18 protein-coding genes are annotated in these 16003 nt (G+C 49.0%); 15 read left to right on the forward strand and 3 right to left on the reverse strand.

What is annotated here, in order from left to right:
* Position 1: 1 nt before the first annotated feature.
* From paaX to T260_RS133950, 8 genes are all read left to right on the forward strand, one after another.
* Positions 2 to 1018 (forward strand): phenylacetic acid degradation operon negative regulatory protein PaaX, encoded by a 1017-nt coding sequence (paaX, locus tag T260_RS12755; RefSeq protein WP_023633544.1) that lies wholly within the window; start codon positions 2 to 4, stop codon positions 1016 to 1018.
* Between the two features lie 321 nt (positions 1019 to 1339).
* Positions 1340 to 2290: an NAD(P)H-dependent flavin oxidoreductase gene (locus T260_RS133980; RefSeq protein ID WP_023633545.1), complete on the forward strand. Its 951-nt coding sequence runs from the start codon at positions 1340 to 1342 to the stop codon at positions 2288 to 2290.
* A 186-nt stretch (positions 2291 to 2476) separates the two neighbouring features.
* Positions 2477 to 3619, forward strand: a complete 1143-nt coding sequence (locus T260_RS133975; RefSeq protein ID WP_014196077.1) for a Leu/Phe/Val dehydrogenase — start codon at positions 2477 to 2479, stop codon at positions 3617 to 3619.
* A 118-nt stretch (positions 3620 to 3737) separates the two neighbouring features.
* Positions 3738 to 4751: an ABC transporter substrate-binding protein gene (locus T260_RS133970; RefSeq protein ID WP_014196076.1), complete on the forward strand. Its 1014-nt coding sequence runs from the start codon at positions 3738 to 3740 to the stop codon at positions 4749 to 4751.
* A 14-nt stretch (positions 4752 to 4765) separates the two neighbouring features.
* Complete coding sequence (locus T260_RS133965; RefSeq protein WP_023633546.1) at positions 4766 to 5758, forward strand: ABC transporter permease; 993 nt, start codon at positions 4766 to 4768, stop codon at positions 5756 to 5758.
* The gene (locus T260_RS133960) at positions 5733 to 6527 is read left to right on the forward strand and encodes an ABC transporter ATP-binding protein (protein WP_020278618.1); all 795 of its coding nucleotides are present in this window, start codon (positions 5733 to 5735) and stop codon (positions 6525 to 6527) included. The genes T260_RS133965 and T260_RS133960 overlap by 26 nt, the downstream gene beginning before the upstream one ends.
* A gap of 39 nt (positions 6528 to 6566) precedes the next feature.
* A complete protein-coding gene (gene pdhA, locus T260_RS133955) occupies positions 6567 to 7637 on the forward strand; it encodes a pyruvate dehydrogenase (acetyl-transferring) E1 component subunit alpha (protein WP_023633547.1) in 1071 nt (356 codons plus the stop codon).
* Complete coding sequence (locus T260_RS133950; RefSeq protein WP_023633548.1) at positions 7634 to 8629, forward strand: alpha-ketoacid dehydrogenase subunit beta; 996 nt, start codon at positions 7634 to 7636, stop codon at positions 8627 to 8629. Before pdhA ends, T260_RS133950 begins: the two co-directional genes overlap by 4 nt.
* Positions 8630 to 8715: 86 nt before the next feature.
* Here T260_RS133950 and T260_RS0119775 read toward each other — a convergent pair whose 3' ends face one another.
* From T260_RS0119775 to T260_RS133945, 3 genes are all read right to left on the reverse strand, one after another.
* On the reverse strand, positions 8716 to 9033 hold the full coding sequence (locus T260_RS0119775) for a hypothetical protein (protein ID WP_023633549.1): 318 nt from the start codon (positions 9031 to 9033) through the stop codon (positions 8716 to 8718).
* Between the two features lie 53 nt (positions 9034 to 9086).
* A complete protein-coding gene (locus T260_RS0119780; RefSeq protein ID WP_013523996.1) occupies positions 9087 to 9608 on the reverse strand; it encodes a gamma carbonic anhydrase family protein in 522 nt (173 codons plus the stop codon).
* Between the two features lie 155 nt (positions 9609 to 9763).
* On the reverse strand, positions 9764 to 10147 hold the full coding sequence (locus T260_RS133945; protein WP_023633550.1) for a hypothetical protein: 384 nt from the start codon (positions 10145 to 10147) through the stop codon (positions 9764 to 9766).
* Positions 10148 to 10479: 332 nt separating this feature from the next.
* On the opposite strand from T260_RS133945, the gene T260_RS133940 reads away from it, so the two are divergent.
* The 7 genes from T260_RS133940 to T260_RS133915 all read left to right on the forward strand — a co-directional run bounded on the left by T260_RS133940 (position 10480) and on the right by T260_RS133915 (position 15995).
* The gene (locus T260_RS133940) at positions 10480 to 11970 is read left to right on the forward strand and encodes a peptide MFS transporter (protein ID WP_023633551.1); all 1491 of its coding nucleotides are present in this window, start codon (positions 10480 to 10482) and stop codon (positions 11968 to 11970) included.
* Between the two features lie 188 nt (positions 11971 to 12158).
* Positions 12159 to 12425 (forward strand): DUF2642 domain-containing protein, encoded by a 267-nt coding sequence (locus T260_RS133935; RefSeq protein WP_011231505.1) that lies wholly within the window; start codon positions 12159 to 12161, stop codon positions 12423 to 12425.
* 302 nt (positions 12426 to 12727) lie between these two features.
* Positions 12728 to 12832 carry a hypothetical protein gene (locus tag T260_RS1000000140735; RefSeq protein ID WP_236620415.1) on the forward strand — a complete coding sequence of 35 codons (105 nt, stop codon included), beginning with the start codon at positions 12728 to 12730 and terminating at the stop codon, positions 12830 to 12832.
* Positions 12833 to 13099: 267 nt separating this feature from the next.
* The gene (eutL, locus tag T260_RS133930) at positions 13100 to 13753 is read left to right on the forward strand and encodes an ethanolamine utilization microcompartment protein EutL (RefSeq protein ID WP_031212365.1); all 654 of its coding nucleotides are present in this window, start codon (positions 13100 to 13102) and stop codon (positions 13751 to 13753) included.
* 27 nt (positions 13754 to 13780) lie between these two features.
* Entirely contained in the window at positions 13781 to 14182 is a 402-nt protein-coding gene (locus T260_RS133925) for a BMC domain-containing protein (protein WP_227016037.1), read from the forward strand.
* Positions 14166 to 15677, forward strand: a complete 1512-nt coding sequence (locus T260_RS133920) for an acetaldehyde dehydrogenase (acetylating) (RefSeq protein WP_081712593.1) — start codon at positions 14166 to 14168, stop codon at positions 15675 to 15677. The genes T260_RS133925 and T260_RS133920 overlap by 17 nt, the downstream gene beginning before the upstream one ends.
* A 30-nt stretch (positions 15678 to 15707) precedes the next feature.
* Positions 15708 to 15995, forward strand: a complete 288-nt coding sequence (locus tag T260_RS133915; protein ID WP_017435945.1) for a BMC domain-containing protein — start codon at positions 15708 to 15710, stop codon at positions 15993 to 15995.
* Positions 15996 to 16003 lie beyond the last annotated feature (8 nt).

The following is a 16003-nucleotide window of genomic DNA, read 5'->3' on the forward strand; positions in this document are numbered from 1 at the left end:
AATGAACACACGCTCAATGATCTTTACGATTTACGGCGACTACATCCGCCATTACGGCGGTGAAATTTGGATCGGGAGCCTAATCCGCCTCCTCCGCGAGTTCGGCCATAACGACCAAGCGGTGCGGGCGGCGGTGTCGCGCATGAGCAAACAAGGCTGGATTCGCGCGGAAAAACGCGGCAATAAAAGCTACTNGCCGTCAGTCGAAAACGTAGCCGAAAAAATTTGGATCGGGAGCCTAATCCGCCTCCTCCGCGAGTTCGGCCATAACGACCAAGCGGTGCGGGCGGCGGTGTCGCGCATGAGCAAACAAGGCTGGATTCGCGCGGAAAAACGCGGCAATAAAAGCTACTATTCGCTCACGGAACGCGGCGTCAAGCGGATGGAAGAAGCGGCGCGGCGCATTTACAAAACGCGCCCCGAGCATTGGGACGGGAAATGGCGCATTCTCATCTATACGATTCCTGAGGATAAGCGGCATTTGCGCGATGAACTGCGAAAGGAGCTTGTTTGGAGCGGTTTCGGCACGATTTCCAACAGCTGCTGGATTTCACCGAATAATTTGGAGCAACAAGTGTACGACTTGATCGACAAGTATGACATCCGCCCGTATGTCGACTTCTTTCTTGCCGAATACGATGGACCGCATACGAATAAGCAGCTTGTGGAAAAGTGCTGGAACTTAGAAGAGATCAACCAAAAATACGAGCAGTTTATTGCGGTCTACAGTCAAAAATATGTGATTGACAAACATAAAATCGAGCGCGGCGAAATGTCGGACGCGGAATGTTTTGTCGAGCGGACGAAGCTCGTCCATGAATACCGAAAATTTTTGTTCATCGACCCCGGCTTGCCGGAAGAGCTGTTGCCGAATGAGTGGATGGGAAGCCATGCGGCCGCCTTGTTCAACGACTATTATCAACAACTCGCGGCACCGGCCAGCCGTTTCTTTGAAGCGGTGTTTCAAGAAGGGGCAGAGCTTGACAAAAAAGAAGAGGAAGAGATATCGGTGGAATGAACCGGGATGCACGGCGCAACAACAGCTGTGCATCCTGTTTGACGTTCATGGAACGTTCGGTACGGCAACGTGGAAGAAGCATGTTGTCGTCCAAACGATCATCATTGGTGTGGACGCCCACCAATCGTTGTCGATTTTTCATCGCTGTGGGGCGCGGTGTTGACTTACGGCAGTCTTCACTGGTGAAAATAGGCTTCAAAGGAAATTCATACGGTTTAATTGGTGTTCGTTTTTTCTTCGTTATATAAATCAACCATTCGCATCTTCTAAAAAATATGGTATCGTTTATATATAACGTATTTTTCACGGGGTGTGAATATAATGAATGATGTTTGTCGTTTGCTTGATCTTCGTTATCCGATCATTCAAGGGGGGATGGGCAACATCAGCAACGCCGAGCTGGCGAGCGCCGTATCGGAAGCGGGGGGGCTTGGAACGATCGGAGCCGGAACGATGACGCCCGATGAGGTGGAGGCGCTGATTATTGAAACGAAGCGGCGCACCAACCGTCCGTTTGCTGTGAACATCCCGCTGCAGGTGACGCCGCACGCCGCGGAGATCGCCGAACTTGTCATCCGCCATCAAGTGCCGGTCGTTTCGCTTTCAGCTGGCAATCCGGCGCCGTGGATTCCACGTTTTGCGGAACATGGCATCAAGGTGATCGTCGTCGTCGCCTCGGTCAGCCAAGCGAAAAAAGCGGAGGCGGCCGGGGCGGATGTCGTCGTCGCTGAGGGGTATGAGGCGGCGGGAATCAACTCGCCGCTCGAGCTGACGACGATGACGCTCATTCCGCAAGTCGTCAGCGCCGTCCGCATCCCCGTCGTCGCCGCGGGCGGCATCGGCGATGGGCGCGGGCTGCTTGCCGCGCTGGCTCTCGGCGCCCAAGGGGTGCAGCTCGGCACCAGGCTTGTGGCCACGAAGGAAGCGCCGTTTCATGACGCGTATAAACAGCGGCTTGTCGAGGCGAAAGAAAATGAAACGGTCATTGTCGGCCGTTCGGTCGGGCGCATCCGCCGCGTCATGCGCACGCCGTATGTCGAGAAGCTGCTGGAGTATGAACAGCAAGGCATGCCGCTCGAGCAGTTTCAAGAATATACATCGGAGGATCGTCATCGCCGCGGCGCCCTCCTCGGCGATTTCCATGAAGGATTTATCAACGCGGGGCAAATCGCTGGCCTCATCGATGGCGTGCCAACGGTGGCCGAGCTGTTTGAACAAATGATGACAGAAGCCAAAACGCAGTGGCAATCATTATCCACACTATTTCGCTGATCGAACGAAGACGCCTGTCAAACGGCGTCTTTTTTTGGCGATGAAAAATTGGTTGATAGAGGATTGACACTAACAATGAACATCGTTACTATAAAAATAGTATTACGTTATTTTAACGTGATAATATTTTTTGTTATATTAACTTGAAAACGCTTTCAAGCGGTGAAGCAAAGGAGAGGGGAAGCGATGAATGTCATGCTATCGCCAAACATGTCACAAAGATTGGATTTGTTTTTCCAAATGCGTGAACATGAACAGGTGGTGTTTTGTCTCGATGAAGCGACCGGCCTAAGGGCGATCATCGCCATTCATAGCACGGCTCTTGGGCCGGCGCTCGGCGGCTGTCGGATGCATCCGTATGCCACGACGGAAGAGGCGCTCGCCGATGCGCTTCGGCTGTCGAAAGGGATGACGTATAAATGCTTGGCTGCCGATGTCGATTTTGGCGGCGGCAAGGCGGTGATCATCGGCGATCCGCGCAAAGACAAATCGCCGGAATTGTTTCGCGCTTTCGGCCAGTTCGTGGAGTCATTAGGCGGCCGGTTTTACACGGGCACGGATATGGGGACGACGCCGGACGATTTTGTGCACGCGCTGAAAGAGACGAATTGCATCGTCGGCGTTCCGGAAGCGTATGGCGGAAGCGGCGACTCATCCGTGCCGACCGCCGAGGGCGTTGTTTACGGCATTCAGGCGACGAACGATGTTGTGTTTGGCAGCAAGCATTTGCATGGCAAAACGTATGCGGTGCAAGGGCTCGGAAAAGTCGGAAAAAAAGTGGCGCTTCGTTTGCTTGAAGAAGGGGCGGATCTGTATGTGTGCGATTTGAACGAAGCGGCAGTCAAAGAGGTCGTGGCGTACGGCAAGCAAATCGGGGCGTCCGTCAAGCCGGTGAACGGAACGGATATTTATCGCGTCGAAGCCGATGTGTTCGTCCCGTGCGCATTTGGCGGCGTCATCAACGATGAAACGATCGCCGAGCTGCGAGTGAAAGCGGTCGTCGGTTCGGCGAACAATCAGCTGGCTGACAAACGCCACGCCCGTATGTTGAAAGAAAAGGGCATCATGTATGCCCCCGATTATATCGTCAACGCCGGCGGCCTCATTCAAGTGGCCGATGAACTGTACGGAGCGAACAAAGAGCGGGTGTTGGCGAAAACGAAAGCGATTTATGATACGCTGCTCGCCATTTATGCGCGGGCTGAATCGGAAGGAATAACGACGATCGAGGCAGCCGATCAATTTTGCGAAGAGCGGCTCGAGAAACGCAAACGCCGCAATCATTTTTTCACGCACCAAAAGCGGCCGAAGTGGGATATTCGACGTTAATGCCGAGTCTATCCATATGAAAAAATGTCTGAAAATACGTAATATAATACCTTATTTTTTAATTCAGAGAAAAATCCTTTTGGAAAGCAGCGATCAAAGAGGCGAGGAGGAATCATTCATGAAACAAGCGATCAAACGATTCGCGATACCGGTCGTTTTCGGAGTTTTGGCACTCTCAGGCTGTGGGGGAGAAGAGAAGGCCGCGACGAACGGTGCGAAAGAAGATGGAAAGCAGAAAACGTTTACGATTGGCGTCACCCAAATCATTCAACATCCATCGTTAGATGCTGCCTTCAATGGATTTAAAAAGGCGCTCGAAGACGGGGGATTTAAAGAGGGGAAAAATGTTCGGTACAATATCCAAAATGCCCAAGGCGACATGAATAACAGCCAAACGATCGCCAATAACTTTGTATCGGATGGGGTTGACCTTATTTTTGCCAACTCGACTCCGAGCGCGCAAAGTGCGCTCAATGCGACGAAAGACATTCCCATTGTGTTTACATCCGTGACGGATCCGGTCGGCGCCGGTTTAGTTCCATCGATGGACAAGGCAGGGGAAAACATCACGGGAACAACGGACAGCCATCCCGATGCGATTCGCAAAACGATTCAATTCATCGATGAGCAAACGGATGCGAAAACCGTTGGGCTTATTTATAACGCGGGCGAACAAAACTCGTTGGCGCAAATTGAAAAAGTGAAGGAAGCGGCGAAACATACGGATTTGAAGTTGGTGGAAGCCTCCGTTTCGACCACAGCCGAGGTGAAACAGGCGGCAGAGTCGTTAGTTGGCAAGGCAGATGTGTTTTACATCGTGACGGACAACACCGTTGTATCTGCCATTGAATCGGTTGTCAGCGTTGCCAACGAGAAAAAAATCCCTGTTTTTACGGGAGAGCTCGATTCATTAAAACGAGGCTGTTTTGCGGCGTATGGGTTTGATTACTACGATATCGGCTATCAAGCGGGGCAAATGGCAGTCGCCATTTTAAAAGGAGAAGCCAAACCATCAGAGATCAAACCAGAATATCCGAAAAAATTAAAATTGGTGATCAATAAACAAGCAGCGGAAAAACAAGGAATCAAACTGAAGCCTGAATGGGATCAAATGGCGGAATACATCGAATGAAAGGATGAGTGCTGTTGCTGGCGTCCATCACGGGAGCAGTGGAATCGGGACTGATTTACGCCATTATGGCGCTGGGAGTGTATTTGTCGTTTCGTGTGTTGGATTTCCCTGATTTAACCGTGGACGGCAGCTTTGTGACAGGAGCTGCTGTGGCGGCGACGTTGATTGTCAACGGGATCAATCCGTTTGTGGCGACGTGTCTGGCGCTTTTCGTTGGATTCGCTGCCGGGTGTATGACCGGGCTTCTTCATACAGCAGGGAAGGTCAATCCGCTTTTGTCGGGCATTTTAATGATGATTGCGCTTTATTCGATCAATCTTCGCATCATGGGGCGTTCGAACGTGCCGCTTTTGAATGAGAAGACGGTTTTTACAACCATTCAAGAATGGGGGACGAAAATCGGACTTGACTCGGCCGCGGCGAAAACATGGGGAATTCTCCTGTCGATGACGTTGCTTGCTCTTTTGTTTAAATGGTTCACAGACTGGTTTTTACAGACGGAAATTGGGCTTGCGATTCGGGCGACGGGCGATAATCCGCGCATGATTCGCAGCCTGTCGGCGAACACCAATTTGCTCATTGTCTTAGGGTTGGGCCTTTCCAATGCCATGGTCGCGTTCTCGGGGGCGCTTGTTGCCCAGTACGGCGCGTTTGCCGATGTCGGGATGGGAATTGGCATGATCATTATCGGTCTGGCTTCTGTCATTATCGGCGAAGCGGTATTTGGAACGAAAACGATCGCGCGAGCCACGCTTGCCGTGATCGGTGGAGCGATCATTTACCGCATTGTTGTGAGTCTCGCTTTGCGCGTCCAATTTCTCGAAACAGGGGATGTGAAGCTCATTACGGCATGCATTGTCATTTTGGCGCTCGTTGTTCCGCAAATGGTTCGTCAACAAAAAGAGAAAAAACGCAAAGAAGAAAAAAGATGGAATCGAGCGCAGGTGATGGACGTTGCCGCAACGGGAAAGGGTGAGGCGGATGTTGCAGTTAAAAGGGATTTATAAAGTGTTTCATGAGGGAACGCCTGACGAAAAGATCGCGCTCCAAAACATTCATTTAACACTTCGAAAAGGAGATTTTGTCACTGTGATCGGCAGCAACGGAGCAGGAAAATCAACCTTGATGAATTTGATTTCAGGAGTGTTGTTTCCTGATGAAGGGACGATTTGGATTGACGGTCAAGATGTCACCATGATGCCGGAATACGTCCGCTCCCGCTATATCGGAAGGGTGTTTCAAGATCCGATGGCCGGAACGGCGCCAAACATGACGATTGAGGAGAATTTGGCGATGGCGTATACACGCAATCAAAAGCGCACGCTCCGCCGCGGAGTGACGAAAAAACGGCGCGATGATTTTCGCGAGTTGCTCTCCACCCTTCATCTCGGTTTAGAAAACCGTCTTCAGGCGAAAGTCGGCTTGCTCTCGGGCGGAGAGCGGCAGGCGTTGTCTTTGCTTATGGCGACCTTCACCGAACCTGCCATTTTGCTGCTCGATGAACATACAGCGGCTCTCGATCCAGCCAGAGCGGAGTTGATCACCAACTTAACAAAAGAGATTGTGGAGCGATATCGATTGACGACCTTGATGGTCACCCATAATATGCAGCAGGCCATCGATTTAGGAAACCGCCTCATCATGATGGATAAAGGGCAGATCATTTTCGAAGTGGATGAGAATGAAAAGAAAAGCTTAACGGTAGAAAAGTTGCTCGCAGAATTCCAACGCATTCGCGGGGAACAGCTCGCAAGCGATCGTGCGGTATTGAGCTGATCGATCAGCCATTCAAATACCATGGGGAGGAGGAATGGCATGGAACTCGATTTTCCGATTGTGCAAGTATTGAATGAAGAAGGAACGATTGTGCAGCCTGAATATCGTGAACAAATCACGAAAGAATTGACGATGACGATGTACCGCCATCTGATTCGCACGAGAATGGTTGACCGAAAATGTATCAGCCTGCAGCGGCAAGGGCGCATCGGGACGTATGTGCCGTACGAAGGGCAAGAGGCGTGTCAAGTCGGAAGCGCGCTTGCACTCAACGATGGTGATTGGATGTTTCCGACCTATCGCGATCATGGGGCGATGATGACGTTCGGCCGTTCCTTAACGCAAACGCTTTTATACTGGAAAGGGCGGACGGAAGGGTGTGTTCCACCTGAGGGAAAAAAAATCGTTCCGCCGAGCGTTCCGATTGCCACGCAACTCCCTCATGCAGCGGGGGCGGCGTGCGCCGAAAAATGGAAGGGGACGAAAAATGCGGTGATTGTGTACTTCGGTGATGGGGCGACATCAGAAGGAGATTTCCATGAGGGATTGAATTTCGCGAGCGTTTTCAACGCGCCTGTCGTCTTTTTCAACCAAAACAACCAATATGCGATTTCTGTTCCGATCACCCGTCAGATGAAGACAAAAACGATCGCGCAAAAAGCGTTGGCGTACGATATTCCCGGCCTTCGCATCGATGGAAATGACGTGTTTGCCGTGTATTTCAAAACAACTGAGGCGCTCGAGCGGGCGAGAAACGGAGGGGGGCCGACGTTAATCGAAGCGGTGACATGGCGTTATGGCGCCCATACGACGTCCGATGACCCGTCCAGATACCGCGACCAGGAGGAAAGCCAAAAACGGCGCGAAACAACCGATCCGATTAAGCGGGTCGAGCGGTTGATGCAGCGGGAAGGCTGGTGGGATGAAAAGTGGGCGAATCAAGTGCAAGAGGAAGTGAACGCCGAAATCGAGCAGGCGGTGGCCGAAATGGAACGTTATCCAAAGGCGGATGCGTCGGACATGTTTGACTTTGTGTTCGCCCAACCGACATGGACGATTGCGGAGCAGAAAGAAGCGTATCTTCAGTGGAAGCGGGGGATGGAAAGATGATCACCGAGGTGGGGACGAAATCGCTGACCCTTGTGCAAGCGGTCAATGACGCGCTTCGCATCATGTTAAAAGAGCGTGAAGATGTCATCGTGCTCGGAGAAGACGTCGGGAAAAACGGCGGGGTGTTTCGCGCCACGGACGGATTGCTGGAGGAATTTGGCGAACAGAGGGTGATTGACACTCCGTTAAGCGAAGCTGGATTTACGGGTGCAGCGATTGGAATGGCGCTTGGTGGATTTCGTCCTGTCGTAGAAATTCAGTTTTTAGGTTTTATCTATCCAGCCTATGAACAAATCATGACCCATGCGGCACGCATGCGTGCGCGGACGAGAGGGCATTTTACCGTGCCCTTGGTCATTCGCGCCCCGTACGGCGCGGGCGTGCGGGCCCCGGAAATTCATTCGGACAGCACGGAAGCGCTGTTTACCCATATGCCAGGCATCAAAGTCGTCTGCCCCGCGTCGCCGTATGACGCCAAAGGGTTGCTCATCGCCGCGATTGAAGACCCGGACCCTGTCCTCTTTTTGGAACCGATGCGCAGCTATCGGGCGTTTCGTGAGGACGTTCCGGAAGGAAAATATGCGATTGAAATTGGCAAAGGAAAAAAACTTCGCGAAGGGGACGACGTGACCGTCATCGCCTGGGGCGCTATGGTGCCGGTCGCCATGAAGGCGGCGGAAGAGGCGGCGAAAAAAGGGATTGATGCCGATGTCATCGACTTGCGCACCCTTTACCCGCTCGATAAAGATATGATTGCCGAGTCGGTGCAAAAGACAGGAAGAGCCGTCATTGTCCAAGAAGCGCATGCGACCGGTGGGTTAGCCAATGACATTCTCGCCGTCATCAATGACACATCGTTTTTCTATCAACATGCACCAGTCGAACGGGTGACGGGATTTGACGTTCCGGTTCCGTTTTTCGCCTATGAAGACGATTATTTGCCAACGCCGTCGCGCGTTTTGCATGCCATCGAAAAAGTGATGAATTTCTAGCGGCGCGAGAGGAAGACATGAAATTCCCTTTTTGTCCGCACCCAAGCAGCAACGAATGTTTGTTAGAAGCGGTAGAAGCATTGAGATCAGGAATCATTCATCTTTTGCCAATGAAACAGAAAGCAAGTTCGGAAAAACACCGCCTCGCCGCATTGAAACGGTTTTTCGAGTGTGGAAGATGATTGTGCAAAACACGGATGAATCATAAACGAAGAGCCATGCCCTCTGGCTGGCTCTTTTTCTTTTAAAAGCTGTACGAACAGATGGCCGCGAATATCGTTTTTTCGTGCAACCATCTGTTCTCTGATGATTTTGTTTTGATCATCTCGCGCCGAGAAGCCCCCCCACTTGAAGTGGGCGGGGATGGCTTGGTTAACAGCTTGCTGTGAGGCGGGTGTTCTCAAGAATCTCCCACCTTTAAGCGTTTAGCGTAGGTGGGAGAGCGTTCAAGGCGTTATTACCGATGATTGGCCAGCTGTTCGCGATACTCTTTTCCTTTTTGCACGTATGTATCAATCGACAGCTGGATGAGCTCAAGGTCTTTGTCCGTCAGTTCACGCACCACTTTTCCAGGCGAGCCAATGACGAGTGAGCGGGGCGGAATCTTTTTGCCGGACGGAATCAACGTGTTGGCGCCGATGATGCATTCTTCACCGATTTCGGCCCCATCCAAAATCGTCGACCCCATGCCGATGATCGAGCGCCGGCGGATCGTGCAGCCGTGAAGGATCACATTATGCCCGACCGTCACTTCATCTTCAACAATGAGCGGCGACCCTTCGTACAAATGGCAGGTCGTATTGTCTTGAATGCTCGTTCGAGCGCCGATCGTAATCGGTCCTTCATCGCCGCGCAGCACGGCATTGAACCAAATGGTCGATTCCGGACCGACGGTGACGTCTCCGATCAAATAGGCTCCCGGGGCAATGAATGCGGTTTCATGAACATTCGGACGTTTTCCGTTATACGGGTATAGCATCCCCACATCCCCCTTCATTTTATGTGTCATGATCAGTATAACACATTTTGCACGGGGGAGAAAATGGACGGAATGAACAATGTCTTTTCCCATCATCAATAAGCATAGATTCATGCACAATGCCTCGCGGAGCGAAAGCGGCAATGAGGCGGGCATCAGCCTTTGAGGGCAAGGTGAAGATCTGAAATTGCCGCTTCATGTTCAAGCGACCGGCGGCATAACATATCGATGATCCGCTCTTGGCGCAGCAATAGTTGCATTTGTTGCTCTTGATTCCGTTCAAGCCGTTTCACGATCACATCGATTTCCCGAATGGCTTGATGAACAGCGGCAAATCCCTTTGCCATGTCGGCTTTGATTTCATTCAACTCCGCTTTTGTCGCCATATTCGCTTTCATGTCCTCAAGTTCCTGCTTGGTAGCCATATTGGCTTTGATGTCTTCAAGCTCCTGTTTGGTGGCCATATTGGCCTTCATCTCTGCCATTTCCTGCTGCATGATTTCGAGCTTGTCCAAAATAAGATGCCACGGCTCGCTCATGGACAACATCCTTTCCTAATCGTCAATAAGATAAGGGAATTGCGGTGGACACAAAGATGCAGATGAGATGGAAAAGAGGAAATGGTGTTGTGGGGAAACGACGATTCCCTGCCATTGATTATACATGATCAACGAAAAGCGGAAAAGGGTTTTTCCTATAACGAAGAAAACGGAAAGGGAGAAATGTTTTTCAGAATTTTTATTTAAATAATATTATTTTTCTTAATATTATTGTTTTATTTACCATGATATAAATCATACAAAATTTTTTTGACAATATAAACATAATGAATTATTATATTAAAAGAATTTAAAGGAGGTAGGTAGTGGTTATGTCATCGATCGACAAGCAACAAATCGCTGCCAGCGTTCCCCAGCGCGGCTTTTTCGGCCATCCGAAAGGGCTGTTTACGCTCTTTTTCACCGAGTTTTGGGAGCGCTTTTCGTACTACGGCATGCGCGCCATTTTAGTGTACTACATGTATTACGAAGTATCGAAAGGCGGGCTCGGGCTTGATGAGCATCTGGCGCTCGCGATTATGTCGATTTATGGGGCGCTTGTGTACATGTCCGGAATCATTGGCGGCTGGCTTGCCGACCGGGTGTTTGGCACGTCGCGCGCGGTCTTTTACGGCGGCCTTCTCATTATGGCTGGTCATATCGCCCTGGCGATTCCGGGCGGGGTGACGGCGCTGTTTGTGTCGATGGCGCTCATCGTCTTGGGAACCGGGTTGTTGAAACCGAACGTTTCGAGCATTGTCGGCGATATGTACAAGCCTGGCGATGACCGCCGCGACGCCGGATTTAGCATTTTTTACATGGGGATTAACCTTGGCGCCTTTTTGGCTCCGCTTGTTGTTGGAACGGCCGGGATGAAGTACAACTTCCACCTTGGCTTCGGCCTTGCAGCTGTCGGGATGTTTCTCGGGCTTGTCGTATTTGTGGCGACAAGAAAGAAAAACCTCGGGTTGGCGGGGACGTACGTGCCCAACCCGCTGACGCCGGCAGAAAAGAAAAAAGCGGCTTCGATCATGGCCGTGGGGGCGGTCGTGATTGCCGTGCTGCTAGCAATCTTGATTCCGAACGGTTGGTTCACTGTGGAAACGTTTATTTCCCTTGTCGGCATCTTAGGAATCATCATCCCGATCATCTATTTTGTCGTCATGTACCGCAGCCCGAAAACGACGGCGGAGGAGCGGTCGCGCGTGATCGCTTACATTCCGTTGTTCGTCGCTTCAGCGATGTTTTGGGCGATTCAAGAACAAGGATCGACAATTTTGGCGAACTATGCGGACAAGCGGACGCAGTTGGATGTAGCAGGCATCCACTTGTCGCCTGCATGGTTCCAGTCGCTGAACCCGTTATTTATTATCATTTTGGCTCCGGTGTTCGCATGGATGTGGGTGAAGCTCGGTAAACGGCAGCCGACGATCCCGCAAAAATTCGCGCTCGGCTTGTTGTTTGCCGGCCTGTCGTTCATCGTCATTCTCGTGCCGGGCCATTTAAGCGGCGGAGGGCTCGTCCATCCGATCTGGCTTGTGTTAAGCTATTTCATCGTCGTGCTTGGTGAACTTTGCCTGTCGCCGGTCGGCCTGTCGGCGACGACGAAACTTGCGCCTGCGGCCTTCTCAGCGCAAACGATGAGCCTTTGGTTTTTATCGAACGCCGCCGCGCAAGCGATCAACGCCCAGCTCGTCCGCTTCTATACGCCGGAAAACGAAACGGCCTATTTCGGCACGATCGGCGGTGCGGCGCTTGTGCTAGGCTTGATCTTATTGGCCATTGCACCAAGAATCGGGAGATTGATGAAAGGGATTCGTTAAAGAATCTGATCCTCCTAGCCTTTATTGGCTGGGAGGATTTTTTTGATTTTTTACACCTACATTTTGTGTAGAGGCGGGAGACTTCTTGACAAGTGATGTTAAAAAATCCGCTGTTGCAGTAGTTATCATGACCATACCTTTTTCTCCTGCAAAACATTACATAGTTAGTGTAGAAAGGAGGAGAAACGATGGATTTTAAACATCAAGCCCGTCAGCTAGTTGGGCAGCGTGTGACTGTTGTGACGGTGCATGGAAAATTCCACGGAACATTATTGGGAGTTGGCGATGATTTTATTGTTATGCGGGTGAATATTGGAGGAAGACTACGGCGTATTCTGATCCGTTTGGCATTAATTATCGCGCTGCTTCGGTTAATAGGAACAGGAAGCGGATATGAACCTCATCGTTCGTCTGACGACGATGAATGGGAACGATATTTAATGGATGAGGATTGAACTATTCTTTACGATCGGGATATGATCGTGCAAAGATAAGTCGAAGAAAAACTGGGGGCAATGACAACTGCCTTACGGTCACTCCTTCTTAGGAAGCGTCCACGCACGGTTAGTGCAGGAGTTCGGACAAGGAAGGGGCAGATAGTTTAGATGGTGTCACACAAATCGATCGTGTGGCTTTTTTATTGAATCAGTCCAATTTTTGCGCAATTGGGGTGTTGGAATTTGGGCTTATCTTTTCAAGATTTCGCTGGAGCGGCTACAGTGTATTCGGCAATTCCATAAGAGGCAGATGGGTAGTAGTGCTGGGGGCATTTGCTAACGGCATTTTGATTTCCTTCCTGCCGGCATTGTTGCTTCCGGTACTTGGTTTGCTTGGGTTTGAAGGAACGACGTTTGGGGATTAAAAATCTTGGAATCGTGGGGGATCTTGTTGGAATATTTGATGAAGTGGTTTTTCTAATGGAAATAGAGTGTTTAGAACTGGGCATGGGGATAGAGTATATTTTAAAAAATATTGACAAATAAATTTATTATGAATATACTGATTATTAGAAATTTGTTTTGGTCTATGCTTACATGTTCATAAGTGGTAAGGCAAAGGTGCCTACATATGCAGAGAATATCCTCTGTATATAGGCACCTTTTTGTTTCGGGGAGGTGGAAATATTGTGATTGGAGAACCAATTAGGGCGAAAGTGTTAGCTAGTCGAATCATCTCAAATGTTGATCCTGGTTTAGCAATTAAATTAAATTTAGCAGCCCATATTCGAAGTCTTGCTTTAGTTACATTAACAATTGATGATGTTGGATATACGGCCTTAGATGAAGCTACCAAAAAGGCAGCGGTCGAAGTAGTATATGCCAAATCCTTCTATGCTGGCTCTGCTCATGCATCGGGGCCCCTCTCTGGAGAGTTTATCGGGATTTTGGGGGCAGAAAATCCTTCTGACGTAAAGAGTGGATTGGAAGCAGTGTTTGAGGTGATTGAAAATGGCCCTTGCTTTTATTCATTAAATGAGGAAGGCAACCATGCATATTATGCTTGTACAATATCGAGAACAGGCAGTTACTTATCAAAGATTGCTGGGATTCAACAAGGTGAGCCATTAGCTTATTTAATAGCGCCCCCCCTTGAAGCAATGTACGGATTAGATGCGGCACTAAAGGCCTCTGATGTGAAAATTTGTGAACTGTATGCCCCTCCGACTGAAACAAATTTTGGAGGAGGATTATTAACTGGAAGTCAATCTGCATGTACAGCAGCAGCTCATGCTTTTGCGGAAGCAGTACAGGATATTGCACGGCACCCTCATAAATCTTTTTAGAAAAAGGGATGATGACGGGGCATGACGATGAAAAAATATGCACTTGGTATGATTGAAACAATAGGATTGACTTCGTTAATTGCAGCGGCTGATGAAGCTGCAAAAGCAGCCGATATCCAGATAATTACATATCATAAACCCGATGCAGGAATTGTGACAGTTTATTTTATTGGGGATGTAGCATCTGTGAGAGAAGCTGTTTCAGCAGGAGTAGAGAAGGCCAAACAGATTGGAGAGTATCGTACCTCTCATGTCATTCCACGCCCTAGTAGTAATGTAATTAATAAACTGGTTAATAAAGAGAGAAAAAAGAGTGAAACAAGGAAAAAAAGTCGAGCTAGAGATAGTAAAAGTATTGATGTAGCACAAGCAGCCAATATGTATACTGCTCAGGGAGGTGAGACACTCAATGATGATGGCAGACTTTGATTTATTATCGGTTCAGGAAGCAAGGAATCTTCTCTATAAAGCTAGGGAAGCACAGAAAAAATTAGCAGAATTGTCGCAGGAACAGATTGATCGAATTGTGGAAAATATGGCTTTAGAGGCGGAAAAACATGCGAGCTTTTTAGCACGAATGGCTACAGAGGAAACTGGATTCGGCAATGAAACAGATAAAACGATAAAAAATATTTTTGCAGCAAAAGAGGTTTATGCTGCCATTAAAGATATGAAAACGGTCGGAATTATCGGTAGTGATGAAAATAAACAAGTTTGGGAAATAGCGGAGCCTGTTGGTGTGATCGCAGGAGTGATTCCTTCGACGAATCCGACGTCCACCATCATCTTTAAATCTCTTATTGCGGTAAAATCACGAAATGCGATTGTTTTCAGTCCTCATCCTTCAGCACTGAAGTGTTCATTAGAAGCTGCAAAGATTATGGCAAAAGCTGCAAAAGAGGCTGGAGCACCGGAAAACATTATTCAGTGTATGGAATATCCATCTTTACCGGGAACGAGGGAACTAATGTCGCATAAATTGACGGATGTCATCCTTGCAACCGGCGGTCCCGCGATGGTGAAAGCAGCTTATAGTTCTGGCAAGCCTGCCTATGGGGTAGGGCCAGGAAATGTTCCTGTGTACGTTCACACAAGCGCCGATTTGGATCAGGCGGCGCGGCATATCATTGAGAGCAAATCGTTTGATTATGGCACCATTTGTGCTTCAGAACAAGCTGTTGTTGTAGAAAGAGAAATCAAACAGGATTTTATCGATAAACTCAAAAAATATGGTGCGTATCTATTGTCGGAAATGGAAAAAGAAAGAATCGAATCAATCCTTCTCACTGGCGGAACCTTAAACCCGAAAATTGTAGGAAAATCACCTCAAGCAATCGGTAAGATGGCAGGGTTATTTTTTCCTGCAGAGATCAAAGTGCTAATAGGGGAAGAAAAAGAGATTGGAAAAAATATTCCTTTTTCGATTGAAAAACTTTCTCCGATTTTAGCCTTGTATACAGTAGATGGTTGGGAGGAAGGATGCGATGTTTGCATTAAATTATTAGAGGCAGGAGGATTAGGACATACATTTGGGATCCATTGTCAAGATCAAGCAGTAATCAAAGCGTTTGCTTTAAAGCAACCAGCTTCAAGAATTGTGGTGAACTCTGGAACGGCATTTGGAGGGATAGGAGCAACAACAGGAATTTTTCCATCTTTGACACTTGGATGTGGCTCTTATGGAAACAATATTACATCTGATAACATCGGGCCACAGCACTTGATAAATATAAAACGAGTAGCATTTGGTATAAAGGGGATGATGATCAAGACTACCAAGAGTGGAACTTTGCAGCCAGCCAAAACGGCGGATGCTTCTGAAACGGAAAAAAACATTTCCGTAGATCGAGGCGGGAATGTAACAGTCAGCAGAGAAGAGATTGCAGAGATTGTTAAGAGAATACTGTCGGAAATGAAAATCTAACATCATAAAACTTTGGGGAGGTTATTCAACATGGCGAGAGAATATTCGGCGCTTGGGATGATTGAAACAAAAGGGTTAGTTGGAGCCATTGAAGCGGCAGATGCAATGGTGAAGGCTGCAGATGTAAAGTTAATTGGGAAAGTGCAAGTGGGCGGCGGATTGGTAACAGTTTTAGTAAGAGGAGATGTTGGTGCGGTAAAGGCAGCAACAGACGCGGGTGCTGCAGCGGCAGAAAAGGTTGGAGAATTGATCTCTGTTCATGTGATTCCGCGTCCCCATGCAGATATCGAACTTCTTCTTCCAAAAGCGGGAGAGTAGGTTAGAAG

The sequence above is a fragment of the Geobacillus thermopakistaniensis genome (genome assembly GCF_000498995.1).
GTDB classification, from domain to species: domain Bacteria; phylum Bacillota; class Bacilli; order Bacillales; family Anoxybacillaceae; genus Geobacillus; species Geobacillus thermoleovorans.

Bases quoted from the DNA above. Each gene is read 5' to 3' on its own strand.
- T260_RS133935 (WP_011231505.1), top strand. From the start codon at position 12,159: ATGGATTTTAAACATCAAGCCCGTCAGCTAGTTGGGCAGCGTGTGACT.
- T260_RS133940 (WP_023633551.1), top strand. From the start codon at position 10,480: ATGTCATCGATCGACAAGCAACAAATCGCTGCCAGCGTTCCCCAGCGC.
- T260_RS133920 (WP_081712593.1), top strand. From the start codon at position 14,166: ATGATGGCAGACTTTGATTTATTATCGGTTCAGGAAGCAAGGAATCTT.
- T260_RS133960 (WP_020278618.1), top strand. From the start codon at position 5,733: ATGTTGCAGTTAAAAGGGATTTATAAAGTGTTTCATGAGGGAACGCCT.
- T260_RS133925 (WP_227016037.1), top strand. From the start codon at position 13,781: ATGAAAAAATATGCACTTGGTATGATTGAAACAATAGGATTGACTTCG.
- T260_RS133975 (WP_014196077.1), top strand. From the start codon at position 2,477: ATGAATGTCATGCTATCGCCAAACATGTCACAAAGATTGGATTTGTTT.
- T260_RS133950 (WP_023633548.1), top strand. From the start codon at position 7,634: ATGATCACCGAGGTGGGGACGAAATCGCTGACCCTTGTGCAAGCGGTC.
- T260_RS133945 (WP_023633550.1), bottom strand. From the start codon at position 10,147: ATGAGCGAGCCGTGGCATCTTATTTTGGACAAGCTCGAAATCATGCAG.
- T260_RS0119780 (WP_013523996.1), bottom strand. From the start codon at position 9,608: ATGCTATACCCGTATAACGGAAAACGTCCGAATGTTCATGAAACCGCA.
- pdhA (WP_023633547.1), top strand. From the start codon at position 6,567: ATGGAACTCGATTTTCCGATTGTGCAAGTATTGAATGAAGAAGGAACG.
- T260_RS133980 (WP_023633545.1), top strand. From the start codon at position 1,340: ATGAATGATGTTTGTCGTTTGCTTGATCTTCGTTATCCGATCATTCAA.
- T260_RS133970 (WP_014196076.1), top strand. From the start codon at position 3,738: ATGAAACAAGCGATCAAACGATTCGCGATACCGGTCGTTTTCGGAGTT.
- T260_RS133915 (WP_017435945.1), top strand. From the start codon at position 15,708: ATGGCGAGAGAATATTCGGCGCTTGGGATGATTGAAACAAAAGGGTTA.